Genomic DNA, 16230 nt, shown 5'->3' with positions numbered 1-16230 from the left:
GCCGTCCCGGTGGCCCCGGCGGTCGTGACGGCATGTCGCCCGGCGATGCGCCGCCGGGCCGGGGCGCGCCGGGGCGGGGCGGCCCGGGACGCGGCGCCTGCGGGCGCGGGATGGGCCGGTCGACGGGTTGCGCCGACGAGAAGGGGTTGTTGCCGACGCGCGGGGCGCGGGGCTTGGGCATCGGGCCCGGACGCGGGCCCGGCGTCGCGCCGGGGCGCGGCGCCTGGCCGGCGGCCTGCCCGGGCGCGGGTGGTTTGGGCTGTCCCGGGGCCGGGGCGGAGGGCCGGGCCGGGGCCGGGCCCGGACGGGCCGGGGCCTCGGTTAGCGCGGCCGCGGAGGCCTGGGGCGCGGCGGGCTTGGCGGGCGTCGCGGTCGCTTCGCCGTTGCCGCCCGCGGTGCCGATGGCGCTGTCGAGGGCCTTGTCGAGCGATCTGTCGGGGGACTTGGCGGCGGGCGCCTTGGCCCCGCCCTGTGCCGCGGCTTTCGCGGGGGCCTTCTCGGCGGACTTGCCGCCGCCGAAGGATTCGCGCAGCCGGCGAGCAACCGGAGCTTCTACCGTCGACGATGCTGATTTAACGAATTCGCCCTGATCATTCAGTCGGGCGAGGACTTCCTTGCTGGTGACACCGAGTTCCTTAGCCAACTCGTGTACGCGGGCCTTACCTGCCACTACATCTCCTGTCTATGAGGCGACAGTCGTGGGGCCGCGCCTCGGGAATTAGCTGTAACGCATAGGAATGCGAATCATCGGGACTTCACGGTGTGCTCATGTTCTTTGCTACCTGTTCTGTTGCCGGGTAGATCGGGCGCATTTAGAGACTCCCAGGAACTCTACGTGCTCGACCACCGCGGATGTATCCGGTGAACCGGTGATGCGCAGCGCTCTGGTGAATGCCCGCCGCCGGATTGCCTGTTGCGCGCACTGCGGCCCGGGATGCAGCCATGCACCCCGCCCCGGCAGGCTCTTGCCTGTGTCAACGATCACGGCGAATTCGCCGTTCCCGTTCGGCACAGCCACCACTCGAAGCAACTCGACGGCCAGCTCTCGCTTCCGGCACCCGACGCACGTCCGTACGGGTCCACCCGCATGACGGTGCGACGTGATTTCGGGAGCCGAAAGTTCGCGCTGGATCACGGCTCAGTCTAGCGTCACCGGATCGAAGCTCAGAACCGCCCGAGCATGCGCCGGCGCGACCCGGCCGGACCGCTAGCGGTCGCGGGCCATTCCGTGGGTGGCGCCGTGTTCGGACTGGCTCTCCGGATGCCCGCCCGCCCCGGCGGGCGAGTCGCCGCGGATGTCGATGCGCCACCCGGTGAGCCGGGCCGCCAGGCGCGCGTTCTGGCCTTCCTTGCCGATGGCCAAGGACAACTGGAAGTCGGGCACCACCACCCGGGCGGCGCGGGCGGCCTGGTCGATGATCGACACCGACACCACCTTCGCCGGCGACAGCGCATTGGCGACGAAGCGGGCAGGGTCCTCGTCGTAGTCGATGATGTCGATCTTCTCGCCGGAGAGCTCGCTCATCACGTTGCGGACCCGCTGCCCCATCGGACCGATGCAGGCGCCCTTGGCGTTCAGGCCGGGCAGGTTGGACTTCACCGCGATCTTGGACCGATGGCCGGCCTCCCGCGCCACCGCCACGATCTCGACGGACTCGTCGGCGATCTCGGGGACCTCCAGCGAGAACAACTTGCGGACCAGGTTGGGGTGGGTCCGCGACAGCGTGATCAGCGGCTCGCGGGCCCCGCGGGTCACCCCGATGACGTAGCACCGCACCCGGTTGCCGTGTTCGTAGCTTTCCCCGGGGACCTGCTCGGCCGCCGGGATCACGCCCTCGGAGGCCTTCGTCTCGGTGCCCATCCGGACCACCACCAGGCCACGCGCGTTGGCCCGGCTGTCGCGCTGGATGACGCCGGCGACGATCTCGCCCTCGCGGGTGGAGAACTCGCCGTAGGTCCGCTCGTTTTCGGCGTCCCGGAACCGCTGCAGCATGACCTGACGGGCGGTGGTGGCGGCGATGCGGCCGAAACCCTCGGGGGTGTCGTCCCATTCGCTGATGACGTTGTCGTCTTCGTCGGTCTCCCGGGCCATCACCTTCACGACACCGGTTTTGCGGTCGATCTCGATCCGCGCGTCGTTCTGGTGGCCTTCGGTGTGCCGGTAGGCGGTGAGCAGCGCCGATTTGATCGTCTCGAGCAGCTCGTTGACCGAGATGCCGCGGTCCACCTCGATGGCATGCAGCGCGGCCATGTCGATGTTCATAGGCGCCGCTCCTCCGTCCTTTGGGCCTGACCCGTGGTCGCCAGTTCCAGCTCCGCTTGGTTAGGGGGCGCAAACTCCACTTGGACAACAGCTTTGACGATGTCGGCGAGTGGGATCTGGCGTACCGCCAGATCCCGGCCCGCGCGCACCACCAGTGCGACCGCGTCATCGCCCGTCTCGCCGACCCGGCCGGTCAGCGTCGATCCGTCCGACAGGACGACGTCGACCTTGCGGCCGCGGGCCCGGCGGAAGTGCTTCGCGCTGGTCAGCGGGCGGTCCACGCCGGGCGAGGAGACCTCGAGCACGTACTGGTCGCCGATGGTGTCCAGGCCGTCGAGCAGTGCCGATGCCGAGCGGGACAACGTAGCCGCCGTGTCCAGATCGAGGCCGTTGTCGCCGTCGGCGATCACCATGATTCGCGGGGGGCGGGTCCGGGCGTCGATGACCACGTCTTCGATCTCGAATCCGGCGCGCGCAAACTCTCCACCGAGTAGCTCGATCACCTGCGTCTGCGACGGTAGCCCGGTGGTCACGGCGAGCTCCTCATCTTGAGTTGTCCGGTCATCTGGCGGATGTCGGCGCCCCGAGGGCTTCGCAGGCGGCTTCCGGTGTCCCGGCAGAGGAACGCCCGTTGCTGACCGTTGCTGTCGGCGGCCGCCCTCTGCGAGAACCAGCTATCCACGATACGCCAGGAATCGCGGTTGACGGCGTGATCGCGTCCTGGCATCTTGCCCGGCTGCGCGCCGATGGCAGGATGTCTTTGTGCCTAGCGCAGTTCCGTTCGTCAACAGGCGAGATGTGCTCGCCGGTGGTGCGGCTTTGGCTGCGCTCGGGGCGGTGGTGTCCGCCTGCGGCAAGTCCGCGCCCAAACCGCCGCCGGTCGAGCAATTGCTGGGGCCGCTGGATCAGGCCCGGCACGACAGCGCGCTGGCGGGTGCCGCCGCAGCGGCCATCGGGAACCCGCCTCAGGTCGCCGCCGCGTTGACCGTGGTGGCGAGCCAGCGCGCCGCGCATGCCCGCGCGCTGTCCGCGGAGATCTCGCGCGCGGCCGGCAAGCTCGCCACCTCCCCCACGAGCGAGACGCCCAACCCGGGCCAGGCCCAGCCGGCCGGCCCGCCACCGCCTCCGCCGCCGGTGTCCGACGTCATCAACGCGCTGCGGGCCTCGGCCGACAGCGCCACCCGCCTGGTGGGCACCGAGTCGGGCTATCGGGCCGGGTTGCTGGCCTCGATCGCCGCCTCCTGCACTGCCTCGTACACGGTCGCGCTCGTGCCCGGGGGGCCGTCGATATGACCTCCGGCAAGGATGCCGACAACACGGCGCTGTGCGACGCGCTGGCCATCGAGCACTCGACGATCTACGGCTACGGCATCGTCTCGGCGCTGTCCCCGCCCAGCGTGAACGACATGGTCGTAGAGGCCCTCGCGCAGCACCGCCAGCGCCGTGACGACGTCATCGCGATGCTCAATGCCCGCAAGGTGACCGTTCCCGTCGCCGCGGCGGGCTACCAGCTGCCACTGGTGGTCGGCGGCCCGGCCGACGCCGCGCGCCTGGCCGCGCGGATGGAGAACGACGGCGCGGGGGCGTGGCGCGTCGTCGCCGAGCACGCCGAGAGCGGCGCCGACCGCGCGTTCGCCGCGACGGCCCTGGTGCAGAGCGCGGTCATGGGCGCCCGGTGGAGCCGCGTGCTAGGCGCCTGGCCCATCACGACGAGCTTCCCCGGGGGCAACGACTAACCCCTGTTCGGCGAGCAGGCCGCCGCGATGTCGGCGGCCAGTGACGGCCCGGTGGCCAGTTCGCGGGTTTCGCCGCCGAAGCGGTCGCGCAGCTCCACCACGCCGTCCGCCCAGCCCCGGCCCACCACGACGATCCAGGGCACGCCGAGCAGTTCGGCGTCCTTGAACTTCACGCCGGGTGAGGCCTGGCGGTCGTCGAGCACCACTTCGACGCCCAACCGGTCCAGCTCGTCGGCCAGGTTGGTGGCGCCGGTACGCGCCTCCGCGTCCTTGTTGGCGATCACCAGATGCACGTCGAACGGGGCGACCGCCGACGGCCAGCGCAGGCCCAGTTCGTCGTGGTGCTGCTCGGCGATGACGGCCACCATCCGTGACACCCCGAGCCCGTAGGAGCCCATGGTCAGCCGGACCGGCTTGCCGTCCTCACCGAGCACGTCGGCGGTGAAGGCGTCGGTGTATTTGCGGCCGAGCTGGAAGATGTGCGCCACCTCGATGCCACGCGCCGAGACCAGCGGACCCGCGCCGTCCGGTGAGGGGTCGCCGTCGCGCACCTCGGCGGCCTCGATGGTGCCGTCGGCGGTGAAGTCCCGGCCGGCGACCAGCCCGACGACGTGCCGCCCGGGCGCATCGGCCCCGGTGATCCAGCTGGTGCCGTCCACCACCCGGGGGTCGACCAGGTAGCGAACCCCGTTGTCCTGCAAGCCTTTCGGGCCGATATATCCCTTCACCAGGAAGGGATACTTGGCGAAGTCGGCGTCGTCGAGCAACGCGTATTCAGCCGGTTCCAGCGCCGCGCCCAGCCGTTTGTCGTCGACCTCGCGGTCACCCGGCACCCCGATGGCCAGCAGCTCCCACTCCCCGCCGGGCTGACGCACCTTGAGCAGCACGTTCTTCAACGTGTCGGCCGCGGTGACGGCGCGGCCCAGGTCCGCGCGGTTGGCCCAGTCCACCAGCGTGGCGATGGTCGGGGTGTCACCCGTGTCGTGCACCACCGCCTCGGGCAGCCCGTCGATCGGCTGCGCCTCCGGGCGCGCGGTGATGACGGCCTCGACGTTGGCCGCGTAGCCGGATTCCAGGCACCGCACGAAGGTGTCCTCCCCGACGGCGCTTTCGGCCAGAAACTCCTCCGACGCGCTGCCGCCCATGGCCCCCGATACCGCGGAGACGATGACGTAGCGCACCTGAAGGCGCGCGAAGATGCGCTGATAGGCCTCCCGGTGCGCGTGATAGGCGGCCTTGAGTCCGGCGTCGTCGATGTCGAACGAATAGGAGTCCTTCATCACGAACTCCCGGACCCGCAGGATGCCGGCCCGCGGCCGCGCCTCGTCGCGATACTTGTTCTGGATCTGATAGAGCAGGACCGGAAAGTCTTTGTAGGAGCTGTACTCACCTTTGACGGTCAGGGTGAACAGCTCTTCGTGGGTGGGGCCCAGCAGGAAGTCATTGCCGCGGCGATCCTGCAGCCGAAACACCGAGTCGCCGTACTCCGTCCACCGGTTCGTCGTCTCGTACGGCGCGCGTGGCAGCAGCGCGGGAAACAGGATCTCCTGTCCGCCAATGGCATTCATCTCGTCACGGACGATGCGCTCGATGCGGCGCAGCACCCGTAATCCGAGCGGCAACCAGCTGTACAGGCCGGGCGCGACGGGCCGGATGTAGCCGGCCCGGATCAGCAGCTTGTGGCTGGCGACTTCGGCGTCGGCGGGATCGTCGCGCAAGGTGCGCAAAAACAATTGGGACATCCGGGTGATCACAGCGGGCTAGCCTAGCGGTGACTTGGCGCTCGGCGACGATGCGGGCCGCATCGGCCCGCTGAGGAGCCGGGCAATCAGATACAGCCCAACGAAGCCGGGCGCGGTGGGTCACCGCCATCGGGCCTAGCGGCGACTGCGAACCCGCCTGCGGTGAGCTACAGCTCCCCGGCGTCCATCGCTTCCTTGACCTCTTGCGCGTGCGCAACCTGGTCGGGGGTGTAGCCGATCAACAGCGCCGCGCCGCCGACGATGACGGCCACCCCGGCCAGCCAGAGCAGCCCGTAGGTGTAGCCGTTGTCCAGCGCGGCCAACTGCGCATCGTTCATGAACTTGACCGGGCCGGTGGTGCCGCCCATATACAGCGTCCGCGAGGTGATCACCGCCTGGACGACGGCCAGCACCAGCGGCCCACCCAGGCTCTGCAGCATCAGCGTGACGGCCGATACCGGTCCGATCTGATCGAAGCCCACACCGGCGATGGCCGACAGCGTGAGGGGAACGACGGCCATGCCGATGCCGATGCCACCGACCACGATGGGCAGCACCAGGTTGGGGAAGTAAGCAGCCCCGCGGTGCATGAACGCCCAGCCGAACAACATCGCCCAGAACAGCAGGATCCCGCCGCCGATGGTCAGCACCCGCGGGGAGAACCGGGACACCAGCTGCGAGGAGACGCCGAGGCCGATGCCCATCGCGATGACGAACGGGATGAAGCCGACGCCGGCGCGCAGCGCGCTGTAACCGAGGATGTCCTGCACGTACAAGCCGATGCACACGGTCAGGCTGAACATCAGCCCGCCGGCCAGGAAGATGGCGGTGAAGGTGACCAGCCGGTTGCGATCACGGAACAGGCCGAACGGAACGACGGGGTTCTCGGCGGTGCGCTCCACGATGACGAAGGCCAGCGCGGCACCCAGCGCCACCACGCCCGAGCCGATGGTGGTGATCGACATCCAGCCCTTTTCCGGCCCCATCGAAAAGGCGAATACGGCCGCGGTGCAGGCCAAGGTGGCCAGTATGGCCCCGGTGGCGTCGAGCTTCATCCGCTCGCGGTTGGTCTCCCGCAGTGCGGTGCGGGCCAGGTACATCATCACCAAGCCGATCGGCACGTTCACCAGGAACGCCAGCCGCCAGGACACCTCGGTAAGCGCCCCGCCGACGACCAGGCCCATCACCGAACCGACCGCCGTCATCGCGGCGAACACCGCGGTCGCGAAGTTACGGGCCGGCCCCTTGGGGAAGGTGGTGGCCACCAGCGCCAGGCCGGTCGGTGAGGCGATGGCGGAACCGACGCCCTGCGACAGCCGCGCGATGACCATGGTCGCCTCGTCCCAGGCGACCGCGCACAGCACGGAGGAGATGGTGAACAGCGCGACACCGACGATGAAGGTTCGCTTGCGCCCGATGGTGTCGCCGAGACGACCGCCGAGCAGCATCAGCCCGCCGAACGTCAGCACGTAGGCGGTGATCACCCAGCTGCGGCCGGCGTCGGACAGGCTCAGCTCGTTTTGGATCTTGGGGAGCGCGACGATGGCGACGGTGCTGTCCATGGTCGCGAGCAGTTGCATGCCGCCGATGGCGATGACGGCCGCGATGAAGCGCCGCGAGGGCAGCCACGCCGGATAGTACTTGCTGATGCGCGTTGAGGCGGTCTCCGCCGGGGCTTTCGCGGTGGTCTCCGCCGCGCGCACCGGGGCCGGACGATCGGGGCGCGCCGAGGCAAGATTCTGCACCGCGCGCTCTGCATCGTTGAGAGCCGTCATAAAGGGTTACCTTACAGTAATCTTAAGAACCGTTTAAAGCCCGAAAGCCGCCACAGCGCCGATCACGATGATCGCCGGAGGTCGGATACCGTCGGCGCGGATCTTTTCGGGCGTGTCGGCGAGGGTAGCCCGCAAAGTGTGTTGAGCTGCGGTCGTTCCATGCTGAACGATCAACACCGGAGTATCCGCAGGTCGGCCGCCTTTGAGGAGCGCCTCGGCGAAAAGTTCGATGCGCTCGACGGCCATCAGCAAAACAATGGTGCCGGACATTGCGGCCAGCGCATCCCAATTCACTAACGATTCGGGATGACCGGGTGGGAGATGCCCGCTGACCACCACGAACTCGTGATTTATCGCCCGATGAGTGACCGGGACGCCCGCTAAAGCGGGCACTCCTATGGCGCTCGTCACACCCGGCACCACGGTCACCGAAATCCCGGCCTCGGCGCACGCCAGCACCTCTTCGTAGCCGCGAGCGAACACGAAGGGGTCCCCGCCCTTCAGGCGAACTACGAAGCTGCCGGCGCGGGCGCGCTCGATCATCACGTCGTTGATCGCATCCTGGGCCATCGCCCGCCCATACGGGATCTTGGCGGCGTCGATGACTTCGACGTGCGGGGGCAGTTCCGCGAGCAGTTCCGGTGGCGCCAGCCGGTCGGCGACCACGACGTCGGCCTGGGCCAGCAGGCGGCGGCCGCGCACGGTGATGAGTTCGGGGTCGCCGGGCCCGCCGCCGACCAGCGCGACGCCGCCCTTGACGACGTCGGAGCCCACTGGGCTCTCGGGCGTGATGAGCCCGGTCTGCAGCGCCTCGCGGATGGCCGAGCGGATCGCCGCCGACCGGCGGTGCTCGCCACCGGCCAGCACGCCGACCGACAGCCCCGCGTAGTCGAAAGATGCTGGGGTGACGGCGGTCCCCTCAACGGCGACGTCGGCGCGAACGCAGAAGATGCGGCGCCGTTCGGCCTCGGCGACCACGGCCTCGTTCACGCGCGGGTCGTCGGTGGCCGCGATCGCATACCAGGCTCCGTCGAGGTCGCCGTCGCGGTATTCGCGCAGTGCCAGTGTGATTCCCGTCATCGCCTCGACCGACCGGGTGGCGCTGCGGGAGATGACGTGGACGTCGGCGCCGCTGGAGATGAGCAAGGGTAACCGGCGCTGGGCAACGGTGCCGCCGCCGACCACGACGACCTTCTTGCCGGTCAGCCGCAGCCCAACAAGGTAGGCGCTCTCGGTCACCCGGCAAGCCTAGTGGCGATCGCTAGCGCGGCGGAGCCGGGCGCCGCGGGTCGCCACCATCGATCTAGTGGCGATCGCTAGCGCGGCGAAGCCGGGCGCCGCGGGTCGCCACCATCGATCTAGTGGCGATCGCTAGCGCGGCGAAGCCGGGAGTCAGCGTGTGCCACGAAGCGCGCCACCGCCTCCGGCGCGGCCGCCGGGTGGGTGTGCAGATAAGACGCGTGCACCCCGGCGTGCACGGCGCCGTCACGCACGGCGGCGCTCCCCTGGGCGGCTCCGTCGACCCGGTACATCCAGGCCGGCTGATAATCGTCGCTGAATGTGACTGTGGTGCGGTGAAATTCGTGCCCTACCGCCCGCTGGCCCGCGGCGTGCAACGACGAATCCGCCACGGCGACGGCATCGCGATACGCCAGGGTCAGCTGCGACGTGAATTGCGCCCGCCCGGCCAGCACATCACACATCGGATGGCCGTCGAGGTCGGAGACCAGGTAGATCAGCCCCGCGCACTCGGCGTGTATCGGCGCCCCCGCGGCGGCCAGCTCCTTGATCTGCCGGCGGACGACGTCGTTGGCCGAGAGCTCCGCGGTGAACTGTTCGGGAAAACCGCCGGGCAGCAACACCGCATCGGCGCCGTTGGGCAACGCGTCGACGAGCGGGTCGAATTCGACCACATCGGCGCCGGCGGCGGCCAGCAGTTCCCGGTGTTCTGCGTAGCCGAAACTGAATGCCTTGCCCGCCGCCATCGCGACAGTGGCACGCCCGGCGGGCGTCTCCCCGACCACCGCCGCCGGATCCCAGGGCGGTTGCGCGACCCGGCTTGCGGCGGCGGTAACGACCGCCGCCAGGTCGACGTGGCGAGCGACCAAATCGGTCATCGCCTCCACCGCCAGCCGCGCCCGCTGCCCGTACTCCACCGCGGTGACAAGTCCCAAATACCTTGTGGGCAGCTCCAATTCGGCCACCCGAGGAATGGCGCCCAGCACCGGGACGCCGGCGTGCTCGCAGGCCTGCCGCAACACCTGCTCGTGCCGGGCCGATCCGACCCGGTTCAGGATCACCCCGGCCACGCGGGTACCGGTGTCAAAAGTGGAAAAGCCATGCAGCAGCGCGGCGACGCTCTGGCTCTGCCCGCGCGCATCGACGACCAGAACGACGGGTGCAGCCAGCAGGCCTGCCACGTGGGCCGTCGAGCCCGCCGCGGGAGTGGTTGCAGCGGACCCGATCCGGCCGTCGAACAGCCCCATCACCCCTTCGACCACGGCGATGTCCGCGCCACGCGCGCCGTGGGCGTACAGCGGGCCGATCAGACCCTCCCCCACCAGCACCGGGTCGAGGTTGCGGCCGGGGCGGCCGGCGGCGAGGCCGTGATAGCCGGGATCGATGAAGTCCGGGCCCACCTTGAACGGCGCCACCGCGTGGCCCGCCTGCCGCAAGGCACCGATCAAACCCGTTGCCAGCGTGGTCTTTCCGCTGCCCGAGGCTGGGGCGGCGATGACCACCGCGGGAACACTCACCACTCGATGCCCTTCTGCCCCTTGCGTCCTACGTCCATCGGATGCTTGACCTTCGCCATCTCGGTCACCAGGTCGGCCGCGTCGATCAGGCTCTGCGGGGCGTCGCGTCCGGTGACGACCACGTGCTGATGACCGGGTCGCGCCGCCAGCGCCCGCACCACCTCGTGGACGTCCACCCAACCCCACTTCAGCGGATAGGTGAACTCGTCCAGCACGTAGAAGTCGTGGCGCTGATCGACCAGCCGGCGCGCGATCTCCGCCCAGCCGTCGGCCGCGGCCGCCGCGTGATCGACGTCGCTGCCCGCCTTGCGGGTCCAGGACCAGCCCGCGCCCATCTTGTGCCATTCCACACAACCACCGATCCCGTGCTGGTCGTGCAGTTGGCCCAGCTGACCGAAGACCGCCTCCTCGCCCACCTTCCACTTGGCGCTTTTGACGAACTGAAACACCGCGACCGACAGGCCGGCGTTCCAGGCCCGCAACGCCATTCCAAATGCGGCCGTGGACTTTCCCTTGCCGGCGCCGGTGTGCACAGCCAGCACGGGCGTGTGGCGCCGCGCCCGCGTGGTCAGGCCGTCATCGGGAACCTGCAATGGAACACCCTGTGGCATAAGCGTTTAACCCTTTCGCTCAGGCCGCGTCGCGCACCGCGCGCGTCAGGGAATCGGCGTGCAGCTGCTCCAGCCGGATCGCCGGTGCGGCCAGCTGGCGGGCCAGTTGCCCGGCCAGGCCCAGCCGCACAAAGGACGTCTCGCAGTCGACCACCACGGCGGCCACGCCCTCGGCGACCAGCCTCGCCGCCGCGATCCGGGTGCGGCCCAACGGATCCGGCCCGGCGGTGGCCCGGCCGTCGGTCAGCACCACCACCAGGGGACGCCGCGCCCGGTCGCGGGCCTTCTCCCGCACGATGAGCTCGCGCGCGGCCAGCAGGCCCTCGGCCAGCGGGGTCTTGCCGCCGGTGTCGAACCGCGCCAGTCGCCGCCCGGCGATGTGCGCCGACGAGGTCGGCGGCAACAGCAGCCGCGCCTCCTGGTGGCGGAACGTGATCACGGCGACCTTGTCGCGCCGCTGATACGCGTCGCGCAGCAGCGACAGTGTGGCGCCGCCGACCGCGGCCATGCGATCGCGGGCGGCCATCGAACCCGACGCGTCCACGACGAAGATCACCAGATTGCCTTCGCGGCCCTCGCGCACGGCGCGGCGCAGATCGTCGGGCTGGGGCCGCAACGGCCCGGAACCGGCGCGCTCGGCGGCGGACAGGAGGGTGGCGAACAGGTGCAGTCCGTGGCCGCCGCAGCTCGCGTCATCGGCGTCGGTGGCGGCGATGACGCTGCCGCTGGCGTTGCGGGCCCGGGACCGCCGCCCGGGCGCGCCCTCGCCGACACCGGGAACCCGCAGCGCGCGGGTGGGAAAGGTTTTCGACGGCGGCGCACTGGGTCTCGTCTTTGGCGGGGCCGGCTTGCCGTCCCGTGCCGAGTTCTGTTGCGACGCAGTTCCTTCCGCGTCGGTGGACTGACCACCGCCGGGCGGGTCGGGATCGGGTTCGGGGTTGGAGTCGGGGTCAGGGTCGGAACCGGCCCGCGCCAGGGCCTCGTCCAGCTGGTCGCGGTCGATGCCCGGGTCGTCGAACGGGTCGCGGCGGCGCCGATGCGGCAACGCCAGTTCGGCGGCCACCCGGATGTCGGATTCCGCGACGGTGTCCGCGCCGCGCCAGGCGGCATGCGCGACGGCGGTGCGGGCCACCACCAGATCGGCGCGCATCCCGTCGACGTCGAACGCCGCGCACAGCGCCGCGATGCGCCGTAATTCGTTGTCGGGCAACACCACATCGTCGACGAGCGCGCGCGCCGCGGCGATGCGCCGGGCCAGCTCGGCGTCGGCGTCGGCGTAGCGCGCGGCGAAACCCTCCGGGTCGGCCTCGTAGGCCATCCGCTGCCGGATGACCTGCACCCGCACGTCGACGTCGCGCGAGGCGTGGACGTCGACGGTGAGCCCGAACCGATCCAGCAGTTGCGGACGCAGTTCGCCCTCTTCAGGATTCATGGTGCCGATCAACACGAACCGGGCCTCATGCGAGTGGGAGATGCCGTCGCGTTCGATGTGCACCCGGCCCATCGCCGCGGCGTCGAGGAGCACGTCGACCAGGTGGTCATGCAGCAGGTTGACCTCGTCGACGTACAGCACCCCGCCGTGTGCCCGGGCCAGCAGGCCCGGCGAGAACGCGTGCTCGCCGTCGCGCAGCACCCGCTGCAGATCCAGCGAGCCGATCACGCGGTCTTCGGTTGCCCCGAGCGGCATTTCGACCAGCCCGGCGTCGCTGCCGGTGGCGTCGGACAGCAATGCCGCGAGGCCGCGCACCGCCGTCGACTTGGCGGTGCCCTTCTCGCCGCGGATCAGCGCGCCGCCGATCTCCGGGCGCACGGCGCACAGCAAGAGCGCCAGGCGCAGCTGATCGTGCCCGACGATCGCGCTGAACGGGTAGGGCTTCACCGTTTTGCCGCCAATCCCGAACCGGGCCGCAGCATGGGCACGTGCGGAACGCCGTCGTCAAGGAAATCGTCGCCGTCGCGCACGAATCCGTGCTGGGCGTACATCTCCGCCAGATACGTCTGCGCGTTGATCCGGCACGGGTAGTCAGCCACCTCGGCCAGCGCCGCGCGCAGCAGCCGGGTGGTGTGGCCCTGACCGCGCGCATTGCGTTTTGTACACAGTCGCCCGATCCGGAACGCCTTTTCACCCCCGGCGTGCTCCTCCATCAGCCGCAGGGTGGAGATCACCTCGCCGTCCGGCGTTTCCAGCCAGAAGTGCCGGGTTTCGGCCAGCAGGTCCCGCCCGTCCAGTTCCGGATACGGGATCGCCTGTTCGACGACGAATACCTCCACCCTCAGCTTGAGTAACTCGTAAAGTGTTTGAGCGTCAAGATCTTTAGCCCAAATACGTCGCAGTGCTTCTGTCACTGGCGCCGCTCCTCCTCATCGCTTGCGGGAGCTACGCCCGCATCGCTCAACCCCAAAACCCGCGTTCCCCAGGAAAAGACTTCGTCGTACAGCGCCGGCTCATCCGACAGCGTCGCCCCCAGCGACGGGACCATCTCTTTGAGCGCGGGCAGCCACGACTGAAAGCGGGTGGCAAAACAGCGTTCCAGCACACCGAGCATGATCGGCACGGCGGTCGACGCCCCCGGAGAGCCGCCGAGCAGGCCCGCGATGCTTCCGTCGGCCGCACCCACCACCGTGGTATCGAAGTCGAGCACCCCGCCCTTGCGTTTGTCCCGCCGAATCACCTGCACCCGCTGACCGGCCACCGTCGGCTCCCAATCCGAACCCTGTGCGCCGGGGGCGAATTCGCGCAGCATGCGCAGCCGGTCCGGGACGGACAGCCGCAGCTGGCCGACCAGGTACCTGACCAGCGTCAGCTGCGTGATGCCGACGCCGACCAGGGAGGCCAGGTTGTTCGGCTTGACCGAACGGGGCAGATCGGTGAAGTGGCCGTGTTTCAAGAACTTCGGCGACCAGCCGGCGTACGGGCCGAACACCAGCCACGGCTTGCCGTTGACATAGCGCAGGTCGAGATGCAGCGCACCCAGCGGCGGGGCGCCCGGCGCGGGCGCGCCGTATACCTTGGCGCGGTGCGCGGCCGTCAGCGCCGGGTTGTCGGCGCGCAGGAACCGCCCGCCGATCGGGAATCCCGCGAAACCTCTCACCTCGCCGATGCCGGACTTCTGCAATAGCGGCAGCGCGTCACCGCCGGCCCCGACGAAGACGAATTTGGCGTTCAGCCGGTGCTTTTCGCCGGTGCGCCGGTTGCGGACCAGCAGCGTCCAGGTGCCGTCGGGCTGGCGGGACAGGTTGCGGACCTCGTTACCGAACAACGCGGTCGCGCCGCCGCGCACGCAGAACCCGACGAGTTGTCGTGACAGGGCACCGAAGTCGACGTCGGTGCCGTGGGCGGCCCAGTTCAGCGCCGTCGGTTCGGAGAAGTCGCGCCCGGCGGACATGAACGGTAGCCGGCGGGCGAACTCACCGGGGTCCTCGATCAATTCGATGCCGGCGAACAGCGGGTTGGGCGCCAGGGCCCGTTGCCGTCGCCGGAGGTAGTCGACGCGCTGCGCGCCGCGCACGAAGCTCGCGTGCGGGATCGCGGTGAGGAATCCTCGGTCGGTCAGGATGCCGTTCTCGACGGCGTAGGCCCAGAACTGGCGGGTCACCTGGAATTGCTCGTTGATGCGCACCGCTTTGCTGATGTCGATCGAGCCGTCGGCGCGCTGTGGCGTGTAGTTCAGCTCGCACAGCGCCGAATGCCCGGTGCCGGCGTTGTTCCAGGGGCTGCTGCTCTCGGCGGCGACGGCGTCCAGGCGCTCCACGAAGGTCATCGACCAGTCCGGCTGCAGCCGGCGCAGCAACGCTCCCAGCGTCGCGCTCATGATGCCTGCGCCCACCAGCACGACGTCCGTCCGCGTGGTTGTGGCTAGCGCTGACACCGGCTTGCTGGTCCTTCCCTTGGCTGGGCCGATCCTCAGGTTATCCCGAGGCCATGTCGCCGCGAACGGCGTGCGGCACCCCGTGGCCAGCAAAAGCTCTAAGCTGGCTTGGTGAAAGGCGGGGCGACTGGCGGGGTGACCGGCGAAGCGACCGGCTGGGTGCCCGATGTCCTCCCCGGTTATTGGCAGCGCACCATCGTCCTGGGGTCCGATCCTGCCGGCGAGGGTGACATCGTCGCGACCCTGATACGGCGCGGCCCCGAGTCCCGGCAGTCGGGCCGGCGGCCTGATGGGCGCGCGGTGCTCGCGGTGCACGGTTACACCGACTACTTCTTCCACACCGAACTGGCCGACCATTTCGCGGCCCGTGGCTTCACCTTCTACGCGCTCGACCTGCACAAGTGTGGGCGGTCGCGGCGCGACGGCCAGACGCCGCACTTCATCACTGACCTCACCAACTACCAGACCGAACTCGACCAGGCGCTGGCCGCGGTCGCAGAACACGGCCAGGTGCTGGTGTACGCGCATTCCGCGGGTGGGCTCATCGTGTCGCTGTGGCTGGACCGGCTGCGCCGACGAAACCCGGCCGCCCACGCGGCCGTTCGCGGCCTGGTGCTCAACAGCCCGTTCTTGGAGTTGCCCGGGCCGCCGATCCTGCGGCATTCCGTGACGGTGGCGCTGATCGCGGGCCTGTCCCGGGTGCGGTCCAAGGGGGTGGCCCGCTCGCCGGGTGAGGGTGGCTACGGCACCACGTTGCACCGCGACTACGGCGGCGAGTTCGACTACGACCTGCAGTGGAAACCGGTCGGCGGCTTCCCGATCACCTTCGGTTGGCTGCACGCCATCCGCCGCGGCCAGGCCCGGCTGCATCGCGGCCTGGACGTCGGTGTGCCCAACCTGATCCTGCGCTCGGACCACAGTGTGCACGAAAGCACCGATTCGGCGGCCATGCAGCGCGGCGACGCGGTCCTCGACGTCACCCAGATCGCCCGCTGGGCCGGCTGTATCGGCAACCGCGGCAGCGTAGTTCCGGTGCCCGACGCCAAGCACGACGTGTTCTTGTCGCTGCAGGGGCCACGCGAAGTCGCCTATCGGGAGCTGGACCTCTGGCTGGACGGCTACCTGCGCGCCGACAACGACGCCTCGGCATCGCTGCGAAAGGGGTGACGGCTTGGAGACTTACGACGTCGCGATCATCGGAACCGGTTCGGGTAACAGCATTCTCGATGACCGGTTCGCCGAAAAGCGGGTGGCGATCTGCGAAGAGGGCACGTTCGGTGGCACCTGCCTGAACGTCGGGTGCATCCCGACGAAGATGTTCGTCTACGCCGCAGAGGTAGCCCAGACCATCCGGGGCGCGGCGCGTTTCGGCATCGACGCACGCATCGACCGGGTGCGCTGGGACGACATCGTCTCGCGCGTCTTCGGGCGCATCGACCCGATCGGGGTCAGCGGTGAGGATTACCGGAACGCCGCAC

At 69.8% G+C, this 16230-nt stretch carries 15 protein-coding genes and 1 pseudogene; 4 read left to right on the top strand and 12 right to left on the bottom strand.

Features of this window, described 5'->3' with window-relative positions:
- From A5624_RS13715 to rimP, 4 genes are all read right to left on the bottom strand, one after another.
- Positions 1 to 670: translation initiation factor IF-2 N-terminal domain-containing protein (locus A5624_RS13715; protein ID WP_197518961.1), on the bottom strand; the 670-nt coding region annotated here is incomplete at its 3' end.
- Positions 671 to 778: 108 nt separating this feature from the next.
- Complete coding sequence (locus tag A5624_RS27430) at positions 779 to 1012, bottom strand: YlxR family protein (protein WP_231997697.1); 234 nt, start codon at positions 1010 to 1012, stop codon at positions 779 to 781.
- Between the two features lie 195 nt (positions 1013 to 1207).
- Positions 1208 to 2263 carry a transcription termination factor NusA gene (nusA, locus tag A5624_RS13710; RefSeq protein ID WP_066866986.1) on the bottom strand — a complete coding sequence of 352 codons (1056 nt, stop codon included), beginning with the start codon at positions 2261 to 2263 and terminating at the stop codon, positions 1208 to 1210.
- A complete protein-coding gene (rimP, locus tag A5624_RS13705; protein ID WP_066866984.1) occupies positions 2260 to 2796 on the bottom strand; it encodes a ribosome maturation factor RimP in 537 nt (178 codons plus the stop codon). Before rimP ends, nusA begins: the two co-directional genes overlap by 4 nt.
- 229 nt (positions 2797 to 3025) lie before the next feature.
- On the opposite strand from rimP, the gene A5624_RS13695 reads away from it, so the two are divergent.
- Positions 3026 to 3556, top strand: a complete 531-nt coding sequence (locus A5624_RS13695; RefSeq protein WP_066866980.1) for a hypothetical protein — start codon at positions 3026 to 3028, stop codon at positions 3554 to 3556.
- Positions 3553 to 3999 (top strand): ferritin-like domain-containing protein, encoded by a 447-nt coding sequence (locus tag A5624_RS13690; RefSeq protein ID WP_066866978.1) that lies wholly within the window; start codon positions 3553 to 3555, stop codon positions 3997 to 3999. Before A5624_RS13695 ends, A5624_RS13690 begins: the two co-directional genes overlap by 4 nt.
- On the opposite strand, the gene A5624_RS13685 is transcribed toward A5624_RS13690, so the two are convergent.
- The 8 genes from A5624_RS13685 to mqo all read right to left on the bottom strand — a co-directional run bounded on the left by A5624_RS13685 (position 3996) and on the right by mqo (position 14752).
- Positions 3996 to 5753: a proline--tRNA ligase gene (locus A5624_RS13685; protein WP_066866976.1), complete on the bottom strand. Its 1758-nt coding sequence runs from the start codon at positions 5751 to 5753 to the stop codon at positions 3996 to 3998. The genes A5624_RS13690 and A5624_RS13685 overlap by 4 nt on opposite strands.
- 155 nt (positions 5754 to 5908) lie before the next feature.
- Positions 5909 to 7516, bottom strand: coding sequence for an MFS transporter (locus tag A5624_RS13680; protein WP_066866974.1), 1608 nt, complete (start codon positions 7514 to 7516; stop codon positions 5909 to 5911).
- Positions 7517 to 7549: 33 nt separating this feature from the next.
- On the bottom strand, positions 7550 to 8755 hold the full coding sequence (gene cobA / locus A5624_RS13675) for a uroporphyrinogen-III C-methyltransferase (protein ID WP_066866972.1): 1206 nt from the start codon (positions 8753 to 8755) through the stop codon (positions 7550 to 7552).
- A 119-nt stretch (positions 8756 to 8874) separates the two neighbouring features.
- Positions 8875 to 10272 (bottom strand): cobyrinate a,c-diamide synthase, encoded by a 1398-nt coding sequence (locus tag A5624_RS13670; RefSeq protein WP_197497865.1) that lies wholly within the window; start codon positions 10270 to 10272, stop codon positions 8875 to 8877.
- The gene (gene cobO / locus A5624_RS13665; protein WP_066866967.1) at positions 10269 to 10883 is read right to left on the bottom strand and encodes a cob(I)yrinic acid a,c-diamide adenosyltransferase; all 615 of its coding nucleotides are present in this window, start codon (positions 10881 to 10883) and stop codon (positions 10269 to 10271) included. The genes A5624_RS13670 and cobO overlap by 4 nt, the downstream gene beginning before the upstream one ends.
- Before the next feature lie 19 nt (positions 10884 to 10902).
- Entirely contained in the window at positions 10903 to 12762 is a 1860-nt protein-coding gene (locus A5624_RS13660; protein WP_066866965.1) for a magnesium chelatase subunit D family protein, read from the bottom strand.
- A complete protein-coding gene (locus A5624_RS13655) occupies positions 12759 to 13229 on the bottom strand; it encodes a GNAT family N-acetyltransferase (RefSeq protein WP_066866963.1) in 471 nt (156 codons plus the stop codon). Before A5624_RS13655 ends, A5624_RS13660 begins: the two co-directional genes overlap by 4 nt.
- Positions 13226 to 14752: a malate dehydrogenase (quinone) gene (mqo, locus tag A5624_RS13650; RefSeq protein ID WP_082990566.1), complete on the bottom strand. Its 1527-nt coding sequence runs from the start codon at positions 14750 to 14752 to the stop codon at positions 13226 to 13228. Before mqo ends, A5624_RS13655 begins: the two co-directional genes overlap by 4 nt.
- A 159-nt stretch (positions 14753 to 14911) precedes the next feature.
- On the opposite strand from mqo, the gene A5624_RS13645 reads away from it, so the two are divergent.
- Both A5624_RS13645 and A5624_RS13640 read left to right on the top strand, forming a co-directional pair.
- Positions 14912 to 15919: an alpha/beta hydrolase gene (locus A5624_RS13645; RefSeq protein ID WP_066866990.1), complete on the top strand. Its 1008-nt coding sequence runs from the start codon at positions 14912 to 14914 to the stop codon at positions 15917 to 15919.
- A gap of 4 nt (positions 15920 to 15923) precedes the next feature.
- Positions 15924 to 16230: pseudogene (locus tag A5624_RS13640) on the top strand (mycothione reductase); the annotation flags it as partial.

Origin of the sequence: Mycobacterium sp. 1482292.6 (genome assembly GCF_001672995.1) — a bacterium.
Classification (GTDB): domain Bacteria; phylum Actinomycetota; class Actinomycetes; order Mycobacteriales; family Mycobacteriaceae; genus Mycobacterium; species Mycobacterium europaeum_A.
The sequence above is the reverse complement of the archived record's forward strand: the minus strand, read 5'-3'. Positions and strand labels throughout refer to the sequence as shown.

Coding starts and splice junctions, on each gene's coding strand:
- A5624_RS13680 (WP_066866974.1), bottom strand. CDS start 7,516: ATGACGGCTCTCAACGATGCAGAGCGCGCGGTGCAGAATCTTGCCTCG.
- cobO (WP_066866967.1), bottom strand. CDS start 10,883: ATGCCACAGGGTGTTCCATTGCAGGTTCCCGATGACGGCCTGACCACG.
- A5624_RS13690 (WP_066866978.1), top strand. CDS start 3,553: ATGACCTCCGGCAAGGATGCCGACAACACGGCGCTGTGCGACGCGCTG.
- nusA (WP_066866986.1), bottom strand. CDS start 2,263: ATGAACATCGACATGGCCGCGCTGCATGCCATCGAGGTGGACCGCGGC.